The organism is Streptomyces endocoffeicus, from assembly GCF_016741935.1.
GTDB classification, from domain to species: Bacteria; Actinomycetota; Actinomycetes; order Streptomycetales; family Streptomycetaceae; genus Streptomyces; species Streptomyces endocoffeicus.
In genome coordinates this window covers 172,885-195,452 of record NZ_JAERRG010000019.1, presented here as the reverse complement: position 1 = coordinate 195,452, position 22,568 = coordinate 172,885, and the positions used below count along the sequence as shown (strand labels likewise).

Annotated in this window: 21 protein-coding genes and 1 riboswitch; of the genes, 13 read left to right on the top strand and 8 right to left on the bottom strand. The window is 72.1% G+C overall.

The features are described from left to right. Nucleotides 1-63: 63 nt before the first annotated feature. From JK364_RS36470 to JK364_RS36460, 3 genes are all read right to left on the bottom strand, one after another. On the bottom strand, nucleotides 64-1,185 hold the full coding sequence (locus tag JK364_RS36470; protein ID WP_201855648.1) for a glucosidase family protein: 1,122 nt from the start codon (nucleotides 1,183-1,185) through the stop codon (nucleotides 64-66). Beyond that, nucleotides 1,182-1,916, bottom strand: coding sequence for a class I SAM-dependent methyltransferase (locus JK364_RS36465; protein ID WP_201855647.1), 735 nt, complete (start codon nucleotides 1,914-1,916; stop codon nucleotides 1,182-1,184). The genes JK364_RS36470 and JK364_RS36465 overlap by 4 nt, the downstream gene beginning before the upstream one ends. Before the next feature lie 136 nt (nucleotides 1,917-2,052). After that, nucleotides 2,053-3,393, bottom strand: a complete 1,341-nt coding sequence (locus JK364_RS36460) for a glycosyltransferase family 4 protein (RefSeq protein ID WP_201855646.1) — start codon at nucleotides 3,391-3,393, stop codon at nucleotides 2,053-2,055. Between the two features lie 393 nt (nucleotides 3,394-3,786). On the opposite strand from JK364_RS36460, the gene JK364_RS36455 reads away from it, so the two are divergent. Next, complete coding sequence (locus tag JK364_RS36455; protein WP_201855645.1) at nucleotides 3,787-4,401, top strand: TetR family transcriptional regulator; 615 nt, start codon at nucleotides 3,787-3,789, stop codon at nucleotides 4,399-4,401. 203 nt (nucleotides 4,402-4,604) lie between these two features. After that, on the top strand, nucleotides 4,605-5,225 hold the full coding sequence (locus JK364_RS36450; RefSeq protein ID WP_201855644.1) for a response regulator transcription factor: 621 nt from the start codon (nucleotides 4,605-4,607) through the stop codon (nucleotides 5,223-5,225). 113 nt (nucleotides 5,226-5,338) lie between these two features. Here JK364_RS36450 and JK364_RS36445 read toward each other — a convergent pair whose 3' ends face one another. After that, nucleotides 5,339-5,572 carry a ferredoxin gene (locus tag JK364_RS36445; protein WP_037947116.1) on the bottom strand — a complete coding sequence of 78 codons (234 nt, stop codon included), beginning with the start codon at nucleotides 5,570-5,572 and terminating at the stop codon, nucleotides 5,339-5,341. After that, entirely contained in the window at nucleotides 5,572-7,038 is a 1,467-nt protein-coding gene (locus JK364_RS36440; RefSeq protein WP_201855643.1) for an aldehyde dehydrogenase, read from the bottom strand. The genes JK364_RS36445 and JK364_RS36440 overlap by 1 nt, the downstream gene beginning before the upstream one ends. A 267-nt stretch (nucleotides 7,039-7,305) precedes the next feature. On the opposite strand from JK364_RS36440, the gene JK364_RS36435 reads away from it, so the two are divergent. From JK364_RS36435 to JK364_RS36400, 8 genes are all read left to right on the top strand, one after another. Beyond that, the gene (locus tag JK364_RS36435; protein ID WP_201855642.1) at nucleotides 7,306-8,358 is read left to right on the top strand and encodes a Strvi_7410 family MBL fold metallo-hydrolase; all 1,053 of its coding nucleotides are present in this window, start codon (nucleotides 7,306-7,308) and stop codon (nucleotides 8,356-8,358) included. Nucleotides 8,359-8,460: 102 nt separating this feature from the next. Next, nucleotides 8,461-10,059 carry a cytochrome P450 gene (locus JK364_RS36430; RefSeq protein WP_201855641.1) on the top strand — a complete coding sequence of 533 codons (1,599 nt, stop codon included), beginning with the start codon at nucleotides 8,461-8,463 and terminating at the stop codon, nucleotides 10,057-10,059. A gap of 93 nt (nucleotides 10,060-10,152) precedes the next feature. Further along, nucleotides 10,153-10,692, top strand: a complete 540-nt coding sequence (locus JK364_RS36425) for a GNAT family N-acetyltransferase (protein WP_201855640.1) — start codon at nucleotides 10,153-10,155, stop codon at nucleotides 10,690-10,692. A 56-nt stretch (nucleotides 10,693-10,748) separates the two neighbouring features. Then, nucleotides 10,749-10,823: riboswitch (cobalamin riboswitch) on the top strand. A 173-nt stretch (nucleotides 10,824-10,996) separates the two neighbouring features. Next, entirely contained in the window at nucleotides 10,997-12,334 is a 1,338-nt protein-coding gene (locus JK364_RS36420) for a prenyltransferase/squalene oxidase repeat-containing protein (RefSeq protein WP_201855639.1), read from the top strand. 305 nt (nucleotides 12,335-12,639) lie between these two features. Next, nucleotides 12,640-13,251, top strand: coding sequence for an SCO2322 family protein (locus JK364_RS36415; protein ID WP_230993048.1), 612 nt, complete (start codon nucleotides 12,640-12,642; stop codon nucleotides 13,249-13,251). Further along, a complete protein-coding gene (locus JK364_RS36410; RefSeq protein ID WP_372462051.1) occupies nucleotides 13,224-14,708 on the top strand; it encodes an energy-coupling factor transporter transmembrane component T in 1,485 nt (494 codons plus the stop codon). Before JK364_RS36415 ends, JK364_RS36410 begins: the two co-directional genes overlap by 28 nt. Next, entirely contained in the window at nucleotides 14,705-16,333 is a 1,629-nt protein-coding gene (locus tag JK364_RS36405) for an ABC transporter ATP-binding protein (RefSeq protein ID WP_201855637.1), read from the top strand. Before JK364_RS36410 ends, JK364_RS36405 begins: the two co-directional genes overlap by 4 nt. After that, nucleotides 16,330-17,265, top strand: coding sequence for an ECF transporter S component (locus tag JK364_RS36400; protein ID WP_230993022.1), 936 nt, complete (start codon nucleotides 16,330-16,332; stop codon nucleotides 17,263-17,265). Before JK364_RS36405 ends, JK364_RS36400 begins: the two co-directional genes overlap by 4 nt. On the opposite strand, the gene JK364_RS36395 is transcribed toward JK364_RS36400, so the two are convergent. After that, nucleotides 17,249-18,418 carry a steroid 3-ketoacyl-CoA thiolase gene (locus tag JK364_RS36395; protein ID WP_201855636.1) on the bottom strand — a complete coding sequence of 390 codons (1,170 nt, stop codon included), beginning with the start codon at nucleotides 18,416-18,418 and terminating at the stop codon, nucleotides 17,249-17,251. The genes JK364_RS36400 and JK364_RS36395 overlap by 17 nt on opposite strands. Before the next feature lie 250 nt (nucleotides 18,419-18,668). On the opposite strand from JK364_RS36395, the gene JK364_RS36390 reads away from it, so the two are divergent. Continuing rightward, entirely contained in the window at nucleotides 18,669-19,901 is a 1,233-nt protein-coding gene (locus JK364_RS36390) for a cytochrome P450 (protein ID WP_201855635.1), read from the top strand. Nucleotides 19,902-19,975: 74 nt separating this feature from the next. Here JK364_RS36390 and JK364_RS36385 read toward each other — a convergent pair whose 3' ends face one another. Beyond that, nucleotides 19,976-20,485: a MarR family winged helix-turn-helix transcriptional regulator gene (locus JK364_RS36385; RefSeq protein WP_230993021.1), complete on the bottom strand. Its 510-nt coding sequence runs from the start codon at nucleotides 20,483-20,485 to the stop codon at nucleotides 19,976-19,978. 128 nt (nucleotides 20,486-20,613) lie between these two features. Between JK364_RS36385 and JK364_RS36380 the strand changes: the two genes are divergently transcribed. Beyond that, nucleotides 20,614-21,039: a Rid family hydrolase gene (locus JK364_RS36380; protein WP_201855634.1), complete on the top strand. Its 426-nt coding sequence runs from the start codon at nucleotides 20,614-20,616 to the stop codon at nucleotides 21,037-21,039. Nucleotides 21,040-21,209: 170 nt separating this feature from the next. Then, nucleotides 21,210-21,809: an HD domain-containing protein gene (locus JK364_RS36375; RefSeq protein WP_201855633.1), complete on the top strand. Its 600-nt coding sequence runs from the start codon at nucleotides 21,210-21,212 to the stop codon at nucleotides 21,807-21,809. Between the two features lie 75 nt (nucleotides 21,810-21,884). On the opposite strand, the gene JK364_RS36370 is transcribed toward JK364_RS36375, so the two are convergent. After that, nucleotides 21,885-22,517, bottom strand: a complete 633-nt coding sequence (locus tag JK364_RS36370; protein ID WP_201855632.1) for a superoxide dismutase family protein — start codon at nucleotides 22,515-22,517, stop codon at nucleotides 21,885-21,887. Between the last annotated feature and the right edge of the window lie 51 nt (nucleotides 22,518-22,568).

Sequence of the window (22,568 nt, the reverse complement as noted above, 5' to 3'; positions counted from 1 at the left end):
GGGGTCTGGGGCGGAGCCCCAGTTGTGGGAAGGGGCGGGTAGGGGAACAGCCCGCCGCAGGCGTCACGAACCGTCGGACATCCCCTGCGCACAGCAGTCCGAGTCCAGCCCGCGAGGCAGCCGCTCGCCACCGAAGACGGCCGTCGTCGCCTCGTCGCCGCCCAGCGACGCGACGGCGAGCAGCAGCGACCCGGCCGTCCAGGTGGTGCGCTCCTCCGGCCAGACCGCGTCGTCCTCGAAGACGTAGCCGGTCCAGTACATGCCGTCCTCGGCGCGCAGCGTCGGCTGGATCCACCGCAGGATGTCCACCGCGCGGTCGGACTCCCCCATCACCCAGAGCGCGAGCGCGAGTTCACAGCTCTCGCCGCCGGTGACCCAGGGGTTGGGGGAGACACAGCGCACTCCGAGCCCGGGGACCACGAAGCGGTCCCAGCCCTCCTCGATGCGTTCCTTGGCGGCGGCGCCGGTGACCGCGCCGCCGAGGACCGGGTAGTACCAGTCCATCGAGTAGCGGTGCTTGTCCAGGAACCGCTCGGGGTGGTGGCGTATGGCGTGGCCGAGCAGCCCGGCCGACAGCTCCCAGTCGGGCTGGGGCTCCTCGCGGTGTTCCGCGATGGCCAGGGCGCAGCGCAGCGCCTGGTAGACGGAGGAGGAGCCGGTCAGCAGGGCGTCGGGGTCCACGGTGCCGTCGGCGCGGTGCCGCCAGCCGATCTGGCCGCCGCTCTGCTGCAGTCCGAGCACGAACTCGATGGCGGCGAAGACAGTGGGCCAGATCTGGTCGAGGAAGGTGTCGTCGCCCGTGGAGAGGTAGTGGTGCCAGGCGCCGACCGCCACGTAGGCGCAGAAGTTGGACTCCCGGCCGCGGTCGGTGGGTTCGGTGGCGGCCACGCCGTCGGGGGTGTCGGGGTAGGCCGCGTACCAGGAGCCGTCGGGGTTCTGGTGCCGGGCCAGCCAGCGGTAGGCGGCCGTGGCGCGCTCGTGTTCGCCCGCCGCGTCCAGCGCCATCGCGGACTCGATGTGGTCCCAGGGGTCGAGGTGGTGGCCGCGGAACCACGGTATGGCGCCGTCCGCGCGCTGGACGGCGGCGATGCCCTCGACCGTGCGCAGCACCTGCTCGGGGCTGAGCACCCCGGGCAGCGCGAGCCGTTCGGTGCGGGGGCCGGGGCGCGGTTCGAGCGCCGTCACGCCCGCTCCTCACGCGATGCGTGGGGCTTGGTCGCGTACGCCACGAAGCTCTTGCCGACGAGGGGGTTCAGCGCACGCTCGGCGAGCCGCGTGGCCAGCGGCTTCTTCATGATGTCCCACACCAGCAGCTGGTGGTACGCGCGCACCGGCAGCGCCTTGTCGTTGTCCACTCCGAAGGCGCACTTGAGCCACCAGTAGGGGCTGTGCAGCGCGTGGGCGTGGTGGGTGCCGTACGGCCGCAGTCCGGCCTCGCGCATCCTCTCCAGCAGCTCGTCGGCGCGGTAGATGCGGATGTGGCCGCCCTCGACCTCGTGGTAGGCGTCCGACAGCGCCCAGCAGATCTTCTCCGGGCCGTAGCGGGGCACGGTGACGGCGATCCGGCCGCCGGACTTAAGCACTCGCACCATCTCGGCGAGCACGCCCTTGTCGTCGGGTATGTGCTCCATCACCTCGGAGATGATGACCACGTCGAAGCTGTCGTCGGGGAAGGGCAGGGCGAGGGCGTCGCCCTCCATGGCGGTGGCCGTGGCGCCCGCCGGGGCCTCACCGGCCTCCTTCATGGCGGCGAACCACTTGGCCACCTCGCGTATCTCCTCGCCGTTGCGGTCGAGCGCCACGACCTGGGCGCCGCGCCGGTAGCACTCGAAGGCGTGCCGTCCGGCGCCACAGCCGAGGTCGAGGACGCGATCGCCGGGGGCGAGGGGGAAGCGGGAGAAATCGACGGTCAGCACGGGGGTCTGCTTTCGTCCGGCGGATTCGTGAGGCGGGAGAGGTCGGGGGCGGGAGGCGTCGGGCGGTCGGGAGGCATCGGGCGGTCGGGAGGCGTCGGGCGGTCGGGAGGCGTGGGAACTGGGAAGGACAAGGGGCTCAGCGGTGGGCGGCGGTCCGCGCGGAGACGCCGATGGCCTGGCGGTACTGCTCGACGGTGCCGCGGGCGGCCTGCTCCCAGGTGAAGCGCCGCAGCACCCGTTCCCGGCCGGCCGCGCCCAGCCGCCGTCTGAGGTCGGCGTCGCCCAGCAGCCGGGTCAGGGCCGCGGCGAGCGCGTCGGCGTCGCCGGGCGGTACGGCCAGACAGGTCTCGCCGTCGACCCCGGCGACCTCGGGTATCGCGCCGCCGGTGGTGGCGACCAGCGGGGTGCCGGTGGCCATGGCCTCGGCGGCGGGCAGCGAGAACCCCTCGTACAGCGAGGGCACACAGGCGATCTGGGCGCCGCGCACCAGGTCCACCAGTTCGGCGTCGCTGATGCCCTTGACGAACTCGACGGCGTCCTCGAGCCCGTGGCGCGCCATGGTGGTGGCCACCGGCCCCTCCTCCGGCCGCTTGCCGACGACGACCAGATGCGCCTGGGGGTTCTCGGTGCGGACCTTGGCGAGCGCCTCGATCAGATACACCAGGCCCTTGAGCGGCACATCCGCGCTGGAGGTGGTGACGATCCGGCCGGGGGTCTCCGGGACGGCGGGGTCGGGCGAGAACAGGCCGGTGTCCGCGCCGATGTGCACCACATGAATCCGGTCCGGCCGCACCCCGAGGTCCTCCACGATCTCCCGGCGGGAGGAGCCGGAGACGGTGAGCACCGAGGGCAGCCGCCGGGCCACCCGCTTCTGCATCCGGGTGAAGCCGTACCAGCGGCGCACGGAGAACCGGCGCTTCCAGCCGTCGGCGGCGTCCAGCTCCAGCCGGCGGTCGACGGTGATCGGGTGGTGGATGGTGGTCACCAGCGGGAAGCCGAGTTTCTCCAGGCCCAGCAGCCCGTAGCCCAGGGTCTGGTTGTCGTGGACGACGTCGAACTGGCCGGGGCGCGCGGCGAGATGGCGGCGGGCGCGCAGGCTGAAGGTGAGCGGCTCGGGGAAGCCGCCGGTCCACATGGTGGAGACCTCCAGGGCGTCGATCCAGTCCCGATACTCCTCCCGCCGGGGGGTGCGGAACGGGTCGGGCTGGCGGTAGAGGTCCAGGCTGGGCAGCTCGGTGAGGGTGACGCCCTCCTCGGTGTCGAGCACCGGGTACGGCTGGGCGCCGATGACCTCGACGGTGTGGCCGAGCCGGACGAGTTCGCGGGAGAGATGGCGCACATAGACGCCCTGGCCCCCGCAGAACGGATTCCCCTTGTAGCTGAGCAGTGCGATGCGCAGCGGCCGTTCCCCGGCGGCGGTGGGGGGTGCTGCTCGAAGCGGGTCGGCCCCGGTCTCCTGCGCGGCCTCTGCGGTCACTCGCGCCCCCTCCTTGGTGCAGTTCAGCGGGAGCGTATCCGCTTCCGTTTATCTAGAACAAGTTTCACTAACGCATCCCCTGAGGAGTCACGAAGATACCTGCCCCGGGCGACCTCTCCAGGGCCGGGGCAGGTGATCCCTACCACTCGGTAGCCCGGACGTTCAGGAGAAGTTGACGACGGGGGTGTGCACCGGACGCACCCCCCGCCGACGCGACCGCGAGCGCCGCTCGACAGCAACCTGCCCCAACCGCGCGGACCCGGGTGCTTCAGGGAGGACCCGCGCTAGCCTAGAACGAGTTCCAGTGACTCGCAGGCGCGGGACGGTCCTGTCATCATGCACGATGTCCGCTTGTCGCCGACCCGCAGACGCAACACATTCGAAGTGGGACAAATGACCGCAGAAGTCAAGCCGGCCGCCCTGCAGCTGACCGAGCGGCAGGAGGCGCGCCGTCGGCGCATCCTGCACGCCAGCGCCCGGCTGGCCAGCCGGGGCGGCTTCGACGCGGTCCAGATGCGCGAGGTCGCGGAGAACTCCGGAGTGGCGCTCGGCACCCTCTACCGCTACTTCCCCTCCAAGGTCCATCTGCTGGTCGCCACGATGCAGGATCAGCTGCAGCACATGCACGAGACGCTGCGCAAGCGGCCGCCGTCCGAGGAGGAACCGGCCGCCCGGGTCGCCCAGACGCTGATGCGCGCCTTCCGCGCACTGCAGCGCGAACCCCATCTGGCCGACGCGATGGTGCGCGCGCTCACCTTCGCCGACCGGTCGGTCAGCCCGGAGGTGGACACGGTCTCCCGGCTCACCACCGCGATCATCCTCGACGCGATGGGGCTGGACGAGGCTCCGACCGCCGAGCAGCTCTCGGCGGTCCGCGTCATCGAGCACACCTGGCATTCGGCGCTGATCACCTGGCTCTCGGGGCGGGCCTCGATCGCCCAGGTGAAGATCGACATCGAGACCGTCTGCCGGCTGATCGACCTCACCGCCCCCACCCCGGCCCGATAGCCGGACGGACGGTACAACAGGGGCGCGCGCGCCAATTCCTGCGCCCCTTCGAGCTCCTGGAAGGGGTTTATGCGCCCTCGCGCCCCCCATTGGCTCAAATTCCGCGTTCACGCCCTGCCCAATCCCGGTATTCATGAACGGCGCGCGACAGAGCGACAACGGCGCGCGACGAGAGAACCGCATCGTGGGGGGTGGAGAAGTTCGTGATCCGGTTACTTCTGGTACACGAGTCAGGATTGCTGAGATCGGCTCTGGCATCCGTGATAGGGGCCGAACCAGACATCGAGGCGGCCGCGTGCTCCTGGCGCGACGCGCGTAGCAGGGCCCGTTCCTTACAGCCGCAGGTGTGCGTGGTGGATACGGACAGCCCGGCGGCCGACAAGGCGGCGCGGAAGGGCGAGTGGGGGAAGTTCGTGGCATCCGCCTCTGGGGAGGGCGCGGACTGCGGACTGCTGGTGCTGGTCAACTCGGAGCGGCCGGGCCCACTGCGCCGCGCGCATGAGGCCCGTGCGCTCGGCTACGTCGACAAGGACGCCCCGCCGCAACGGCTGATCGAGGCCATACGGCGGGTGGCGAAGAAGGAGCGGTACGTGGACGACGCGCTCGGCTACGGCTTCCTCCAGGCGGCCAAGATCCCGCTGACCGAGCGGGAGTTGGGCGTGCTGTCGCTGGCCGCCGACGGCGCCTCCATATCGGAGATCGCCCGTACGCTGCATCTGTCCACCGGGACGATCCGCAACTATCTGGCCGCGATCACCCGGAAGACCGGGGCGCGCAACCGCGTGGACGCCATACGGATATCGCAGTGCGAGGGCTGGGTCTGAGATGAGTCCGGCCCCGGGTCCGCAGGCGCCGACGGCGGGTCCTGAACCGGCCAAACGCGGCCTCTGACCCGGCGGTCGGCGGGTTCCGATCCGGCCAACGGCGGCCAGGAGAGCTACTCGTCGGGGGGAAAGACCTGTTCACCGGTTTCGGACAGCCGGATGGCGATCGCCTCGACCGGGCAGCCCTCGGCCGCCGCGAGCACCGCCTCGGAGGCATCGGCCTCCGTCTCGACCGGATGCGACTGCCGCGCCCCGTCGAGCCGGAAGCCGCCGGGGGCGGTGCTCACGCACATCCCCGAGCCGATGCACACGCCGCGGTCCACCTCGATCCGCCAGCGGTCCCCCATCAGCTCGGCTCCCCGTCCCACCCCTGGGGCAGGTGGATCATCTTGTGCTCCAGGTACGCGGAGAACCCCTCCGGGCCGAACTCCCTGCCCAGACCGGAGTTCTTGTAGCCGCCGAACGGCCCGAGCATGTCGAGGCTGAAGGTGTTGACCGAGTAGGTGCCGGTGCGGACGCGCCGTGCGAAGTCGATGCCGTGCCCGACGTCCGCCGTCCAGACGGAGCCGGACAGCCCGTAGTCGGAGTCATTGGCGATCCGGGCCGCCTCCTCCTCGTCCCCGTACGGCAGCAGACAGATCACCGGGCCGAAGATCTCCTCACGGGCGATCCGCATGTCGTTGCCGACGTCGCCGAAGAGCGTGGGCTCCACGTACCAGCCGGTCTGCTGGGCCTCCGGACGGCCGCCGCCGGTCAGCACCTTGGCGCCCTCCCGCTGCCCCAGCGCGATGTAGTCCAGCGACCGCCGCTGCTGCCGCCGCGCCACCAGCGGCCCGACCTGGGTGGCCGGATCCAGCGGGTCGCCGACGACCAGGGCGGAGGCGGCGGCCGCGAACCGCTCGGCGATCTCGTCGTAGCGGGTGCGCGGCGCGAGGATCCGGGTCTGGGCCACACACGCCTGGCCGTTGTTCATCCAGGCGTTGGGCACGATCCCGGTGACGGCCGCCTCCAGGTCCGCGTCCGGCAGGATCACCGCGGCCGACTTGCCGCCCAGCTCCAGTGTGACCCGGGTCAATTGGCGCGAGGCCACCTCCATCACCCGCTTGCCGGCCGCGACCGAGCCGGTGAACGACACCTTGTCCACGCCCGGGTGGCCGACGAGGTACTCGCTGACCTCGCGGTCGGCCGGAAGGATCGACAGCACCCCCTCGGGCAGCCCCGACTCGGCCGCGATCTCCGCCAGGATGTAGGAGTCCAGCGGCGTCTCGGGCGACGGCTTGAGGATCACCGAGCACCCCGCGAGCAGCGCGGGCGCCAGCTTCGCGGCGGCCACGAACTGCGGTACGTTCCACGGCACCACGGCCGCGACCACCCCGACCGGCTCCCGCCGCACCAACAGCGGGCCGAGCACCCCGGCCCGCCGCTCCTCGTAGACGAAGTCGCGGGCCACGGTGATCGCCGCGTCCCACACCATCATCGCGCCGAGCGCCTGGGCGAGCACGCTCCAGGAGTACGGGGAGCCGTTCTGCGCGCTGATGACCCGGGCGATCTCCTCATGGCGTACGGCGATGGCGTCCTTGATCCGGGTGACCACCGCGATCCGCTCGTCCAGGCTCGTCCGGGCCCACGGGCCCTCGTCGAAGGAGGTCCGCGCCGCCGCGACGGCCCGGTCCACATCGGCGCGGGAGGCGTGCGGCACCCTGCCGATGACCTGCTCGGTGTGCGGCGAGACGACCTCGATGGTGTCCTCGCCCGCCGGATCGGCCAGCGCGCCGCCGATGAAGAGCTGCCCGTGCTCGATGAGGTCGTTCATCGCTGCTGCCTTCCGGCCGATGACTGAGGTGTGGGTCTGGCTGAGGTACGGGTCTGGCTGAGGTACGGGTCTGGCTGAGGTGCGGGTCTGGCTGAGGTGTGGGTCTGGCTGAGGGGATACGTCTGACTGAGGGGGTACGGGTACGTACGGTCGGCCCGAACGGGGCCGGGTCCGCCAATCGAGGCAGCCAATATCTGACGCTGCATCAGAACTGATACCAGTTCTAGCTATAGTGGGCAATGCTTGTGTCGAGGAGAGGGGGAGCCGATGGCGCAGGTGACGCGCGTGACCGACCATGGCGGCGGAGTGTGGAGCATCCCGGTGCCGATCCCCGACAACCCACTCGGGCACACCCTGGTCCACCTTCTCGACACCGACCGCGGCCCGGTCCTGATCGACACCGGCTGGGACGACCCCACGGCCTGGGACACCCTCACCGCCGGGCTCGCCGCGTGCGGCGCCTCCGTCGCCGATGTCCACGGCGTCCTCGTCACCCATCACCACCCCGACCACCACGGGCTGTCCGGCCAGGTGCGGGAGGTGTCCGGGGCGTGGATCGCCATGCACACCGCCGACGCCCAGGTCGTCCGGCGCACCCGGGAGGCCGAGCCCTCCCGCTGGCTGGACTATCTGGAGGAGAAGCTCGGCGCGGCCGGGGCGCCCGAGGAGCATCTGGCTCCGCTGCGCGCCACCCGCGCGTCCGGCCGCACACGCCTCCCGGGGCAGCGGGCCGCCCTCCCCGACCGCGAGATCGTCCCCGGTGAACTCCTCGATCTGGCGGGCCGGCGGCTGCGCGCCATCTGGACCCCCGGCCACACCCCCGGCCATGTCTGCCTCCACCTCGAAGAGGCCCATCCGAAGGCTGGGGAGGGCCTGTCCGGCCATGGCCGCCTGTTCTCCGGCGACCATCTGCTGCCCGAGATCACCCCCCATATCGGGCTCTACGAGGACCCCGACGACATGACCGTCACCGACCCGCTCGGCGACTACCTCGACTCCCTCGAACGCGTCGCCGCCCTCGCCCCCGCCGAGGTGCTCCCCGCCCATCAGTACGCCTTCACCGACGCCCCGGCGCGGGTGCGGGCGCTGCTGGACCACCACGAGGAGCGGCTGGCCGGGCTGCTGGCGCTGCTCACCACCCCGCTCACCCCGTGGCGGCTGGCCGAGGCCATGGAGTGGAACCGCCCGTGGGAGCAGATCCCCTTCGGCTCCCGCAATATCGCGGTCTCGGAGGCGGAGGCGCATCTGCGCCGCCTGGTGAAGCTGGGCAGGGCGGAAGCGGTGCCGGGCAGCGATCCTGTGATGTACCGAGCGATTTGAGTGACGTATGGGGTGCCGGTCCGACGAACCGGAAGCTAGCCTTACCGGCCTGGCGCACACAGCCGCACACCCCCCGTAACAGCCGTATCAGCAGGAGCATGCGTGACGAGCCCCACCCGCGATTCCGACCCGACTCCGACGGCCGATCCGACTCCGACTCCGACGGCCGATCCGGCAGCAGGCCCGGCAGATCCGGCAGATCCGGCCGCTGATCCGACACCGCCCCCGGGCTGCCCCGCACACTCGAGCCCTGCCCCGGCCGGGGCAGGGCTCGAGTCGCTGCACGGCCCCGAGTTCGCCGCCGACCCGTCCGCCACCTACGCCCGCCTGCGGGATCACGGACGCATCGCGCCCGTGGAGCTGGCGCCCGGCGTCCCCGTCTCGCTCGTCACCAGCTATCAGACCGCGCTGGACATCCTGCGCGGCCCCGAGACGTTCTCCAAGGACGCCCGCCACTGGCAGGCGCTCACCGACGGCACCATCCCCATGGACAACCCCGTGGTGCCGATGATGATGTACCGGCCGAACGCGCTGTGCAGCGACGGCGAGCAGCACCACCGGCTGCGCGCGGCGATCTCCGACACCCTCGACCGCCTGGACATCCACGCGCTGCGCCGCTACGTGGAGCGGAGCGCCGACTTCCTTATCGACCTCTTCGGCCCCAAGGGCGAGGCCGATCTGCTCAAGGAGTACTCCGCCCGGCTCCCCCTGCTCGTCTTCAACCAGCTCTTCGGCTGCCCGCCCGAGCTGAGCGACAATCTGGTCCGGGCGCTCTCGGCGCTCTTCGACGTCACCGAGGACTCCGAGCAGGCCAACGCGCTCCTCGCGGAGACCCTCTTCCAGCTCATCGCCCTGAAGCGGGAGACTCCGGGCCCGGACATGACGTCCTGGCTGATCGCCCACCCCGCCGAGCTCACCGACGAGGAGCTGATCCACCAGATCGTCGTCCTCGTCGGCGCGGGTACCCAGCCCCAGCAGAACCTGATCTGCAACGGGCTGTTGCTCCTGCTGTCGGACGAACGGTTCCGGGGCGATCTCGCGGGCGGCACCATGCTGATCGAGGACGCGCTCAACGAGGTCCTGTGGAAGGACCCGCCGCTCGCCAACTTCTGCGTCCACTACCCGCGTCATGACGTCACGGTCGACGGACACCGGCTGTCCAAGGGCGACCCCGTCGTCATCAGCCTCGCGGCCGCCAACAACGACCCGTATCTGCTGTCGAACCGGCGCGGCAACCGGGCCCATCTGGCGTGGAGCGCGGGCCCCCACACCTGCCCCGCGAAGGACCCGGCCCAGCTGATCGCCTCCGTCGCCATCGAGAAGCTGATCGATCGCCTGCCCGATCTCGAACTCGCCGTTCCCGCCGAGCGGTTGGAGTGGCGGCCCGGCCCCTTCCACCGGGCCCTGGCCGCGCTGCCGGTGCGCTTCCCGCGGACGGCCGCCAAGTCCGACGAGGCGCTGGCCGAAATGGCGGCGGCGGCGACCGCGGCCATCTCGGGGGCCGTGGGCAGGACGCCCGCGGTCGCCCGCGCGGATGCCCCGGACGACGGTTCCGGCGAGACCCCGGACACCGCGTCCGCCACCGCGGAGCATCAGTCGGAGCCGCAGCCGGAGCCGCAGACGGAGCCCGAATCCGGCGCCGAGCACGAGGCCCGGCGCCGCTGGTGGAAGTCCCTGGCCCAGTGGTGGCGCCGCGGGTAGCGGACGACCGGGAGCGGGGGGCTGAGGGGCCGGACCGCTGGGCGCGCGGTATCGGATTGCCGGGTGGTGCCCGGCCGCGTAGCGTCGCGGCGCGTGACCCCGACGCTGCGCACCGCGCGCCTGCTGCTCGAGCCGTACCGGCCCGAGGACGAGGACGCCTTCGTGACGCTGTTCCAGGACCGGCGGGTGTGCCGCTGGCTGGGGGACGGGCGGCTCGCCGCGGAGGCCGAGGACCGGGCGCTGTTCGGGCGGATCCTCACCAAGGTCTACGCCCGGCGGCTGTTCGACGTATGGGCCGTCCGCGAGGACGGCCGGTACGTCGGCCACGCCGAGATCAAGCCGACCGAGGTCGTCGGCGGCCACGAGATCGTCTACGCGCTGGCGCCGGAGGCGTGGGGGCGCGGTCTGGGAACCGAGCTGACCGAGGCGGTCGTCGGCCACGGCTTCGGCGCGCTCGGGCTGAACGAGGTGCACGCCACGGTCATGGCGGCCAACGAGGCGTCGCTGACCCTGCTCACCCGGCTCGGCTTCGCGCACCGCCGTGATATCGAGGAGGAGGACGGCACGACGACGCGCTGTCTCACGGCCGTCCGGCGCGAAGGCCGTCGATCGGCCCCGTCCATGGGCGGCTGAAGGCGCCCGATAAGTCGGCCGATAAGCTGTCCGTAAACTTCATACGCGTCCGATCGGGGGAAGCCGGTGCGATTCCGGCGCTGACCCGCAACCGTGAGCGCGCCCCGCGGGGCGTACGAGCCGGAACACCCGGGCGGGCGCGACGACGCAGGCTCCCGCCGCCGGACGACCGGTGGCGGCACCGTCGAGGTATGCGGAGCTGAGCCGGGTGCCAGGCGTGCCGCGGAGCGTTCCGCGTACGGCGCGGCTGGACGGCCGTGCGCGGCTGCGTGCGCCCGTCCACCGACCGAGAGGCACCACAGCCATGAACATTCGCCGCAGCGTGGCGGCTCTTTCCCTGTGCGCCGCCCTGTGCGCCGCCCTGGGCGCGGCCGCCGCGCCTGCCGCCGTGGCCGACGACGGCCCGGCCGGGCGTGCCGAGGGGCTCTACGGCGCCAAGGACCCGAAGTTCGACGGGGTGTGGCGGCAGTCGCTGGCGCTGCTCGCCCAGGACGCGGTGGGCGTCACCCCGGCGAAGTCGGCCATCGACTGGCTGGCCGGGCAGAGTTGCGCTGACGGCGGCTTCGCGGCGTACCGCGCGGACACGTCCAAGGCGTGTGACCCGAAGAAGGGCGAGTTCACGGACGCGACGGCGGCGGCGATCCAGGCGCTGGCCGCGGTGGGCGGGCGCTCCGGCACCGTGGAGAAGGGCATCGGCTGGCTGAAGCGCCACCAGAACGAGGACGGCGGCTGGGGCATGAACCCGGGCGGCCCGAGCGACGCCAACTCCACCGCGGCGGCGGTCGGCGCCTTCGCCGCCACCGGCCAGGACCCGGCGAAGGTGACGGCGGCCTCGGACAAGGCGGCCTCGGGCAAGGGGGCCTCGGACAAGGAGGCCTCGGACAAGGGCGGCAAGAGCCCGTACGACGCGCTGCTCGGCCTGCAACTGGACTGCTCGGCGAAGGCGGCGGAGCGCGGGGCGTTCGCGTACACGGCGGCCAAGGGCGAGCCCGTCGCCAATGAGCTGGCCACCGCGAGCGCCGCGCTGGCCGCGCGGGGCAAGGGCTTCGTCTTCGAGACCGTCGGGAAGGACAGCGGCGCCGAGCCGAAGCCGCTGCGCTGCGCGGGCGGAAAGGGCGGAGCCGGTTCGCCCGAGGACGCCGCCGAGGCCGCCCTGGCCCACCTCTCCCGCGTCATGTCCGACACCGGTACGCATCTGAAGTCCGCGATGCCCGGCGCCAAGGACCAGCCCGACTTCGGCGGCACGGCCGACGCGGTGGTGGCGCTCGCCGCCGGAGAGCACAGCGCGGCCGCGAGCAAGCCCCTGCAGTGGCTGCAGAGCAAGGGCAGCGGCGCGGCGGCCTGGGCCAAGGGCGACCCCGGCGCCCTCGCCAAACTGACCCTCGCGGCCCACGCGGCCGGCGCCAACCCCCGCGACTTCGGCGGCGCCGACCTCGTGCGGCAGCTGAACGCCACCGGCCCGAAGCCCGAGGCGGCGGCCCCGGGCGCGGAGTCGGACGGGAGCGGCAAGAGCGAGGAGAAGGAAGAGAAGAAGGACGACGACGGCGGGATCGGCGGCGTCTGGTGGACGGTCGGCGTCTGCGCGGTCGCCGGCGTGGGCATCGGCTTCCTCCTGAGCGGCCGGAAGAGGCGGCAGCTTTGAGCCCGCGCACATATGGGGCACCGGTCCGCACCGGGGCGGCTTCGGCCCCGCGCACCGGGGCGGCTCCGGTCCCGCGCACCGGGGCCGCTTCGGTCCCGCGCACCCGCACGGCACGGGTCCGGTACGCCTCCTCGGCACCGGCACCGGCACCGGCACCGGCACCGCGCACCCGCGCGGCCCAGGCCCGGCGCGCGGACGCGATTTCCGTCCCGCGCACCCGCGCGCGTTTCGCCTGGTGCGGCCGGGCGGCCCGGCTGTCGCTGTCCGCCGTCGCCTTGGCGCTGCCCGTCGTCGCCCTTCTCGCGATGGCCTGCGCGGCGCCCGCGCAGGCCGCCGACGGGTATCGCTACTGGTCGTTCTGGCAGCGGGGCGGGGACGGCGGCAGTTGGAGCTATGCCACCCAAGGGCCCTCCTCCGCACGGCCCGGTGATGGCGACATGATCGGTTTCCGTTTCGCGCTCAGCGAGGACTCGGACGACGCCACCCGGCCGCGCGGCATGGCCGATTTCGCCGCCGTCTGTGCCGACACCCCGGCCACGGACTCCACCAAACGGGTCGCGGTGGTCATCGACTTCGGTACGGCCACCGACGCACCCGACCGCCGGACGCCACCCGCACCCCGTACGGAGTGCGCGCGGGTCGGCGAGGACGCGTCCGCCGGGGAGGCGCTCGCCGCCGTCGCGAAGCCGCTGCGCTACAACTCCGCCGCGCTGCTGTGCGCCATCTCCGGCTATCCGGAGACGGGCTGCGGGGACAAGGCGAGCACCTCCGTGGACGCCCACGCCGCCCCGAAGGGCGACGGCGGCAAGGCGGACGACGGCGGCTCGGGCCCCTCGGCCGGGCTGATCGGCGGGCTCGCCGCCGTCGTACTGCTCGGCGCCGCGGCGGTGTGGCAGGCGCGCCGCCGTCGCGGATGAGCGCGCGGAAGACCGCCATGCCACCGCACACCGCCCCCGAGGCCACCGCCCCACGCCGCCCCGGCGTCGGCTTCCGCAACGGCTTCCGCAACGGCTTCCGCGCCCGGCTGCGAGCCGGTACCCCGCGCCGCGGAGGCGCCCTGCACGCCGGAGCCTGGTGGCTGTGGGCGCTCGGGCTGGCCACGGCCGCGTCCCGCACCACCAACCCGCTGCTGCTCGGGCTGCTCATCGCGGTCGCGGGCTATGTGGTGGCCGTGCGCCGCACGGACGCGCCATGGGCCCGCTCGTACACCGCGTTCCTCAAGCTGGGTCTCGTCGTGCTGGCCATCCGGCTGTTCTTCGCGGTCTTCTTCGGCTCGCCGATCCCCGGGACGCGGGTGCTCTTCACCCTCCCCGAAGTCCCGTTGCCCCACTGGGCGCAGGGGGTGCGCATCGGCGGCCGGGTGTCGGCCGAGGGGCTGGTCTTCGCGCTGTACGACGGGCTGCGGCTGGCCACCCTGCTGATCTGCGTCGGCGCCGCGAACGCGCTCGCCAGCCCGGCGCGGCTGCTCAAGTCGCTGCCCGGCGCGCTCTACGAGGCCGGGGTCGCGGTCGTGGTGGCGATGACCTTCGCACCCCATCTGGTGGCGGACGTGACTCGGCTGCGCTCCGCCCGTAGGCTGCGCGGCCGCCCCGACCGCGGGGTGAAGGCGCTGTTGCAGGTCGGACTGCCGGTGCTGGAGGGCGCGTTGGAACGCTCGGTGGCTCTGGCGGCGGCGATGGACGCGCGCGGCTACGGCCGCACCGCCCAGGTCCCGCCCGCCGTCGCCCGTACCACCACCGCGCTGACGCTGGGCGGGCTGCTCGGCGTCTGCTGCGGTACGTACGGTCTGCTCGCGGCCGAGGGCGCGGGCTACGGTCTGCCGCTGCTGCTCGCCGGACTCGCCGCCGCGCTCGGCGGCCTGTGGCTGGGCGGCCGCCGCTCGGTGCGCAGCCGCTACCGCCCGGACCGCTGGGGCGTACGGGCGTGGCTGGTTGCGGGGTCGGGAGCGGCGGTCGCGGCACTGATGATCCGCGCCGCCTCCTACGCCCCCGAGGCCCTCCAGCCATCGGTCGTCCCGCTCACCACCCCAACGCTGCCGCTATGGCCCGCGGCGGCCGTACTCCTGGGCCTGCTCCCGGCCCTCGCCGCCCCGCCACCGACACCGGCCCCGGCCCGCGAACCGGCCCCGCCGCACAAGGCCCCCACCGAACCGGCCCAAGCCCGGGACCGGCAGCGCCCGGAATCCCCCGGCCCCGACACCCGGCCCGCGGCCAAGCGGCACCCGCAACCCGGCGCCCAACCCGCCATCGAGCCACACCCGCGACCCGGCGACGCGGCCACGGCGCCACCCCCGAGCAACCCCACCGCACACACCCCGCCCGGCGCCCAAGGCGACGCCCGAGCCGGGGCGGGGCCCGAGGAGGCCACGCAGTGATCCGCTTCGAGCAGGTGTCGGTCCACTACGACGGTGCGGCGCGGCCCGCCCTCGCGGGGGTGGACCTGACGGTCCCCGAGGGCGAGCTGTGTCTGCTCGTGGGCCCGTCCGGGGTCGGTAAGTCGACACTCCTGGGGGCCGTCTCCGGTCTCGTACCGCATTTCACCGGTGGCACCCTGCGCGGCCGCGTCACCGTCGCGGGCCGGGACACCCGTACCCACAAGCCGCGCGAACTCGCCGACGTGGTCGGCACCGTGGGCCAGGATCCGCTCGCGCACTTCGTCACCGACACCGTCGAGGACGAGCTGGCGTACGGCATGGAGTCGCTCGGCATCGCCCCGGACACCATGCGCCGCCGGGTCGAGGAGACCCTCGATCTGCTGGGCCTGGCCGAGTTGCGGGACCGTCCCATCGCCACGCTCTCCGGCGGGCAGCGGCAGCGCGTGGCGATCGGCTCGGTGCTCACCACCCACCCCCGCGTCCTGGTCCTCGACGAGCCGACCTCCGCGCTCGACCCGGCCGCGGCCGAGGAGGTGCTGGCCGTGCTGCAGCGGCTGGTGCACGACCTGGGCACCACGGTCCTGATGGCCGAACACCGCCTCGAGCGCGTGGTGCAGTACGCGGACCAGATGATCCTGCTCCCCTCCCCCGGCGCCGCCCCGCTGACCGGCGCACCGGCCGAGCTGCTGCCGATGTCGCCCGTCCAGCCGCCCGTGGTGGCGCTGGGCGGCCTCGCGGGGTGGCCGCCGCCGGTGCCGCTGTCCGTACGGGACGCCCGCCGCAAGGCGGGGCCGCTGCGGGAGCGGCTCGCGCCGCTCGCCCCGCGGAGGGTGGCCGATCCGCCGCCGGGCGAGCCGGTGGGCGAGGTGGCGCGGCTGTCCGTACGCCACGGCCGGGTGGAGGCACTGCGCGGGGTGGACCTGACGGTCCGGCCGGGCGAGACGGTGGCGCTGATGGGACGCAACGGCGCGGGCAAGTCCACGCTTCTGGCGAGCCTGGTCGGACTGTACGAACCCGCCTCGGGCTCGGTGCGCGTCGGCCCGGACCGGGTCGTACCGCACCGCACCCGCCCCGCCCAACTGCTCCGCCAAGTGGGCCTCGTACCGCAGGAGCCGCGCGATCTGCTCTACGCGGACACGGTCGCCGCCGAGTGCGCGGCGGCCGACCAGGACGCGGGCGCCGCGCCCGGCACCTGCCGGGAGCTGGTGGGCCGACTGCTGCCGGAGGTGCCGGACACCGCCCATCCGCGCGATCTGTCGGAGGGGCAGCGGCTGGCGCTCGCCCTGTCCGTCATCCTCACCGCCCGTCCGCCCCTGCTGCTGCTCGACGAGCCCACCCGCGGGCTCGACTACGCGGCGAAGGCGCGCCTGGTGGAGGTGGTACGCGGGCTGGCCGCGGACGGCCACGCGACCGTACTGGCCACCCACGATGTGGAACTCGCGGCCGAACTCGCCCACCGCGTCGTCATCCTGGCCGAGGGCGAGGTGGTCGCGGACGGCCCCACGGCGGAGGTGGTGGTCTCCTCCCCCGCCTTCGCCCCACAAGTGGCCAAGGTGCTGGCCCCACTGCCGTGGCTGACGGTGCCGCAGATACGCAAGGCACTGGCCCTGGAGGAAGCCCCATGAGCCGGACAGCGCCGAGCCGGAGAGCGCTGAGCGGGACAGCACCGAGCGGGCCGCACCGGGCGGAGCGGAAACGCGACGGCAGGACGAAGGCCATCCGCCTCGGCCCGCGCTCCGTGGCGGCGCTCGCGCTCGTCTCCGCGATCGGTGTCGTCGCCTTCGGCTGGCCGCTGTTCGCACCGGGCGACTCCGGGATCACCACCCACGCCGCCGACGCGCCCTGGCTGTTCGCCGCGCTGCTCCCGCTCCTGCTGGCCGTGGTCGTGGCGACCATCGCGGACACCGGTCTGGACGCCAAGGCCGTCGCGATGCTCGGAGTGCTGGCGGCGGCGGGGGCGGCCCTGCGCCCACTGGGCGCGGGAACGGCCGGGATCGAGCCGATGTTCTTCCTGATGGTGCTGTCGGGGCGGGTGCTGGGCCCCGGTTTCGGCTTTGTCCTCGGCGCCGTCTCGATGTTCGCGTCCGCGCTGCTCACGGGCGGGGTGGGCCCGTGGATGCCGTTCCAGATGCTGGCGATGGGCTGGGTGGCGATGGGCGCGGGCCTGCTCCCCGGCGCCGCCCGGCCGCCCGGCCGGGCGGAGTCGCTGCTGCTCGCGGGGTACGGGGCGGTGGCGTCCGTGGCCTACGGAACGGTCATGAACCTCCAGGGCTGGACCCTGATGCAGGGCATGGCCTCGGGGATCTCCTACGTCCCCGGCGACCCGCTCGGCGACAACCTCGCCCGCTTCATGGCGTACTGCCTGGCCACCTCGCTGGGCTGGGACCTGCCGCGCGCCGTGGTCACGATGGTGCTCACCCTCACCCTCGGCACCCCCATCCTCAAGGCCCTCCGCCGCGCCACCCGCCGCGCGGCCTTCGAGACCCCGACCACCTTCGAGGACCCGACCACCTTCGAGGACCAGGGCGCTTCCGACGCCCCTACAGCCGCTGAATGATCGTGCCCGTCGCCAGCGCCCCGCCCGCGCACATCGTGATCAGCGCGAACTCCTTGTCCGCGCGCTCCAGTTCATGCAGTGCCGTCGTGATCAGGCGCGCCCCCGTGGCCCCCACCGGGTGCCCCAGGGCGATCGCGCCGCCGTTCACATTCACCTTCTCCAGGTTCTGCTCGAAGACCTGCGCCCAGGACAGCACCACCGAGGCGAATGCCTCGTTGATCTCGATCAGGTCGATGTCCTTCAGGGTCATCCCGGCCTTGCCCAGGACCGCTTTCGTGGCGTCGATGGGCCCGTCCAGGTGGAAGTGCGGATCGGTGCCGACCAGGGCCTGGGCCACGATGCGGGCGCGGGGGCGGAGTTTGAGGGCGCGGGCCATGCGTTTGGAGGCCCACAGGACCGCGCAGGCGCCGTCGGAGATCTGGGAGGAGTTGCCCGCGGTGTGCACGGCGGTGGGCATGATGGGCTTCAGTCCGGCCAGCGCCTCCATGCTGGTGTCGCGGAGCCCCTCGTCCCGGTCGACGGCGCGCCACATGCCCTCGCCGGCCGTCTGCTCGTCCTCCGTCGTGGGCACCTGCACCGCGAAGGTCTCGCGCTTGAACCGCTCCTCGGCCCAGGCCCGTGCCGCCCGCTCCTGGGAGAGCAGCCCGAGGGCGTCGACGTGTCCGCGGGTCAGGCCGCGGTTGCGGGCGATGCGTTCGGCGGCCTGGAACTGATTGGGCAGATCCACGTTCCACTCCTCGGGGAACGGTTTGCCCGGGCCGTGTTTGGAGCCGCTGCCCAGCGGCACCCTCGACATGGCTTCGACGCCGCAGCCGATGCCGACGTCGATGACACCGGTGGCGACCATATTGGCGACCATATGATTGGCTTGCTGCGAAGAGCCGCACTGACAGTCCACCGTCGTCGCCGCGGTCTCGTACGGCAGCCCCATCGCCAGCCAGGCGGTGCGCGCGGGGTTCATCGACTGCTCCCCGGCGTGGGTGACCGTGCCGCCGACGATCTGCTCGACGCAGTCGGGCTGGATGCCGGTGCGGGCGAGGAGTTCGCGGTAGGTCTCGCCGAGCAGATAGGCGGGGTGGAGGTTGGCGAGCGCGCCTCCGCGCTTGCCGATGGGCGTGCGGACGGCTTCGACGATGACGGGTTCGGCGGCCATGGCTGTCTCGTCCTCTCATCGCATCCGCGGGGCTCCCGGCAGCGCCCGCGTCAGAACTAGTACGCGTTCTAGTTCTTCAGCTCAGTCTGCTGAGCCCCGGCCCGGCGGCGCAAGGGTTGTGCAGGGGTTGAGCGGACATCGAGGGGCATCAATCCCCCGAAACTATGGCCGCGTTATCTCTTGCTACTTGTAGAACCCGTTACTACCTTGCGGACACTTCTGATAGGCCGTCAGATCTCTGGAGTGGCCGATGTCCTGTCCAGCTCTCCCCGAAGGCTTTGACCTCACCGACCCCGACCTCCATCAGCATCGGGTGCCACTCCCGGAGCTCGCCCAGCTGCGGCAGACGGCCCCGGTGTGCTGGATCCCCCAGCCACACGGCGTGGCCGGTTTCGACGACGACGGCTACTGGGCCGTCACCCGCCATGCCGATGTCAAGGAGGTCTCCACCCGGCCGGAGATCTTCTCCTCCCACGCCAACACCGCGATCATCCGCTTCAACGAGCACATCCAGCGCGATCAGATCGACGTCCAGAAGCTGATCATGCTGAACATGGACCCGCCCGAGCACACCCGGGTCCGCCAAATCGTCCAGCGCGGCTTCACCCCGCGCGCCATCCGCGCCCTCGAGGACGCCCTGCGCGACCGCGCCACCCGCATCGTGGCCGGGGCCAGGGAGAGCGGCAACGGGGACTTCGTCACCGACGTCGCCTGCGAACTGCCACTGCAGGCGATCGCCGAGCTGATCGGCGTCCCCCAGCAGGACCGGTCCAAGATCTTCGACTGGTCCAACAAGATGGTCGCGTACGACGATCCCGAACTGGCCATCACCGAGGAGATCGGCGCCGAGTCGGCCATGGAGCTGATCTCGTACGCCATGAACCTCGCCGCCGACCGCAAGGCGTGCCCGGCCAAGGACATCGTCAGCCGGCTGGTGGCCGCCGAGGACGAGGGCAATCTGGGCTCGGACGAGTTCGGCTTCTTCGTACTGCTGCTCGCCGTCGCCGGGAACGAGACCACGCGCAACGCCATCAGCCACGGGATGCACGCCTTCCTCACCCACCCCGACCAGTGGGAGCTGTTCAAGGCCGAGCGCCCCGCCACCGCCGCCGACGAGATCGTGCGCTGGGCCACCCCCGTGATGTCCTTCCAGCGCACCGCCACCCAGGACACCGAACTCGGCGGACAGCCCATCGCGGCGGGAGCGCGGGTCGGCGTCTTCTACTCGTCCGCCAACAACGACCCCGAGGTCTTCGACCGCCCCGAGGTCTTCGACATCACCCGCGACCCCAACCCCCACCTCGGCTTCGGCGGCGGCGGACCGCACTTCTGCCTCGGCAAGAGCCTGGCGGAGCTGGAGATCCGGCTGATTTTCAACGCCATCGCGGACACCCTCCCGGACATCCGGCTCGCGGGTGAGCCCCGGCGGCTGCGCTCGGCCTGGCTGAACGGGATCAAGGAGCTCAGGGTGACCTACACATAAGCGACCCAGCCGCTGTCCGGCGGGTCATGTGGCCTCGGCGCCCGCTCGTCCCGGGTCGTCGCGTGGGACGGCTGTCAGCCGAAGTCGTCGGGGACGATACGGAGTTTCTGCGCGATGCGGGCGAGGGCCTTCTGGTCGGCGGCGTTGAGCGAGTCGAGGACGATGCGGCGTACGGCGCGCAGGTGTGTGGGCGCTGCCAGGCGCACGATGTCGAAGCCGGCGTCGGTGAGTTCGGCGAGGGTGTAACGGCCGTCGGCCGGGTCAGGTGTCCGTACGACCCAGCCGCGCTGTTCACAGCGCTTGATGACGTTGGACAGGCGGGAGAGCGACCCGCTGGCGAGGAAGGCGAGTTCTCCCATCCGCAGCTTGCGCCGCGGAGCCTCGGAGAGGTGGCTGAGCACGAGGTACTCGAACAGGGTGAGGCCGTGCTCCTGCCGCAGCGGCGACTCCAGCTTGCCGGGCAGCAGCAGGACAAGGGAGATCATCCCCGTCCACGCCGCCTTCTCCTGCTCGTCGAGCCATCGGAGCTCCTCGTCGTCCTCGTGTTCGTCCGCGCCGCTCATGGGCCCTCCCGTGCTGGTCATGGATCTTCCCGCCTCTCCGGTGAAGGCTGGCATCACTTTACGCTTGAAGTCATTGCGTGCTAGCCTCACTTTACGCGTGAACTCATACAAGAGGAAACGCGCCCCCATGGACAGGAAGAGGGAGCATCATGAGCACCGTCACCTTCGGCATCGCTCCGGGCTACGGCGAGAAGCTGCACGAGGCCCTCGGCTACAGCGGAGCCGTCCGCGTCGGCGACCGGGTCGAGATCTCCGGTCAGGCCGGGGTGGATGACGACCTGGTCATCCCCGACTCGCTGGAAGACGAGATCATCCAGGCTTTCGACAACGTGGAGCGCACGCTCGCCACGGTCGGCGCGACATGGAAGGACGTCATCCACGTCAACTCCTACCACAAGGTCGCACCGGGAGAAGACGTCATCGGCGACGACCACAACACGGTCATGGCCGAGCAGTTCCGCCGTCGCCTCGACGGCCGCGCGCCGATCTGGACCGAGACCGGCGTCACGGTCCTCGGCCTCGCCGCCGTGCGCGTGGAGATCCGCGTCACCGCCATCGTCGGCTCCGGGAACTGATCCATCATCTCCGGGAACTGAACCATCATCTCCAGCGACCGAACCGTCGTCACCAAGGACTGAACCGCGCCTCTTCGCCGCAAACCACTCGCCGCTCGGTGCCGAGACGTAAGCTGTTCGTGCCGCGCCAGGAGTCCCACAACCCGCCGGGCGGGGGCACACTGACCGCCATGAGCGAGATGTGCGGCCCGCATGGCGCGGCGGGCGACCGTCGAAGACTCTTCGACTTCATAGCCCTCACCGCCCGCCTCCGTGAGACCGAGCGCGCCAACAACGCCACCCCGGAGCGCAAGGAGAGCGTGGCGGAGCACTCCTGGCATCTGGCGATGGTGAGCTGGATCCTGCACGCCGAGTTCGAGCGCGAGGCCGGGCAGCGGCTCGACCTCACCAAGATGCTCAAGCTCTGCCTGATGCACGACCTCGTCGAGATGGACGCGGTGGAGCGCGGCGCCGCGGGCGGTGAACCGCCGCGCTTCGCCGCGCTCCCCGCGCCGCTCGGGACCGAACTCCTCGCGCTGTGGCGGGAGTACGAGGAGGGCCGTACGCCCGAGGCGTGCCTGGTGCGCGGGGTGGACCGGCTCAACCCCACCCTGATGCGCTGTCTGACCGGCCAGGGCTGGGGCGATATGGCCACCGACAGCCACGCTCCCGTGGACGCCGAGGCGCTGGACGGGCTGCATCTGCCGCGGGTGGCCGTGAGCGAGACGCTGCGCGCACTGTACGAGGAGATCAGGGACGCCTCGGTGGAGGGCGGACTGCTACCGCCGTGAGGCGTGAGGCGTGATGCCTGCCCGCCCTCCACCGAGCGCCGTGGACGCCAACCGCTACTTGGTGGCCGCCAACCGCTACTTGAACGGCACGTTCACACACGCCACCCGGGCGCCGGCCTGCCCGGCCTTGCCCGACGTGGTGCCCGTCGCATGCTTGTGGATCACCACGGAACGGGCCTCATCGGGCCGGAAGTTCCACTTCACCCAGGACTTGGCCCAGCCCTTGCCGTTGCTCTTGGTGGTGATGTCCAGCCACACCTCGTTCTGCGGGTTGGCGTACTTCGGGTTGGTCGAGGGCTGCTTGGGGTCCTTCTTGTTCTGGTAGTGCGGCCCCGACGAGTCGGGCTTGGTGCCACACGGCTTCGTGTGGACGTGGATCCCGAAGTGGTGGTCGGCCGCGAGGCCACGCACGCTGATGAACACGAACGTGCCCTTGTGCATCGGGTAGTGGCCGTGGTTCTCCCCACCTTCGTGGTGGTACTTCATGCCCTTGCCGCTCAGCCGCGCCTCCGCGATGAACACCGACGCGGACGTCGGCACCAGCGACTTGTCGTAGGTCACCGCACCGGCGTGCTTCGCCTCCGACGCCGGCTGGAACCTGTCGTGGACGATGACGAAGGGGTGTGGCGGCGCGGCGACCGCGGGTGTCGCGATCGCCATTGAGGCACCCAGCGCGACCGCCGCGGTTACTGCCTTCACCAGGGACATCCTTGATCCCTCCTCGGTCGGGGTCCCCGCTCCCCGTCTCGATTCCCGGAT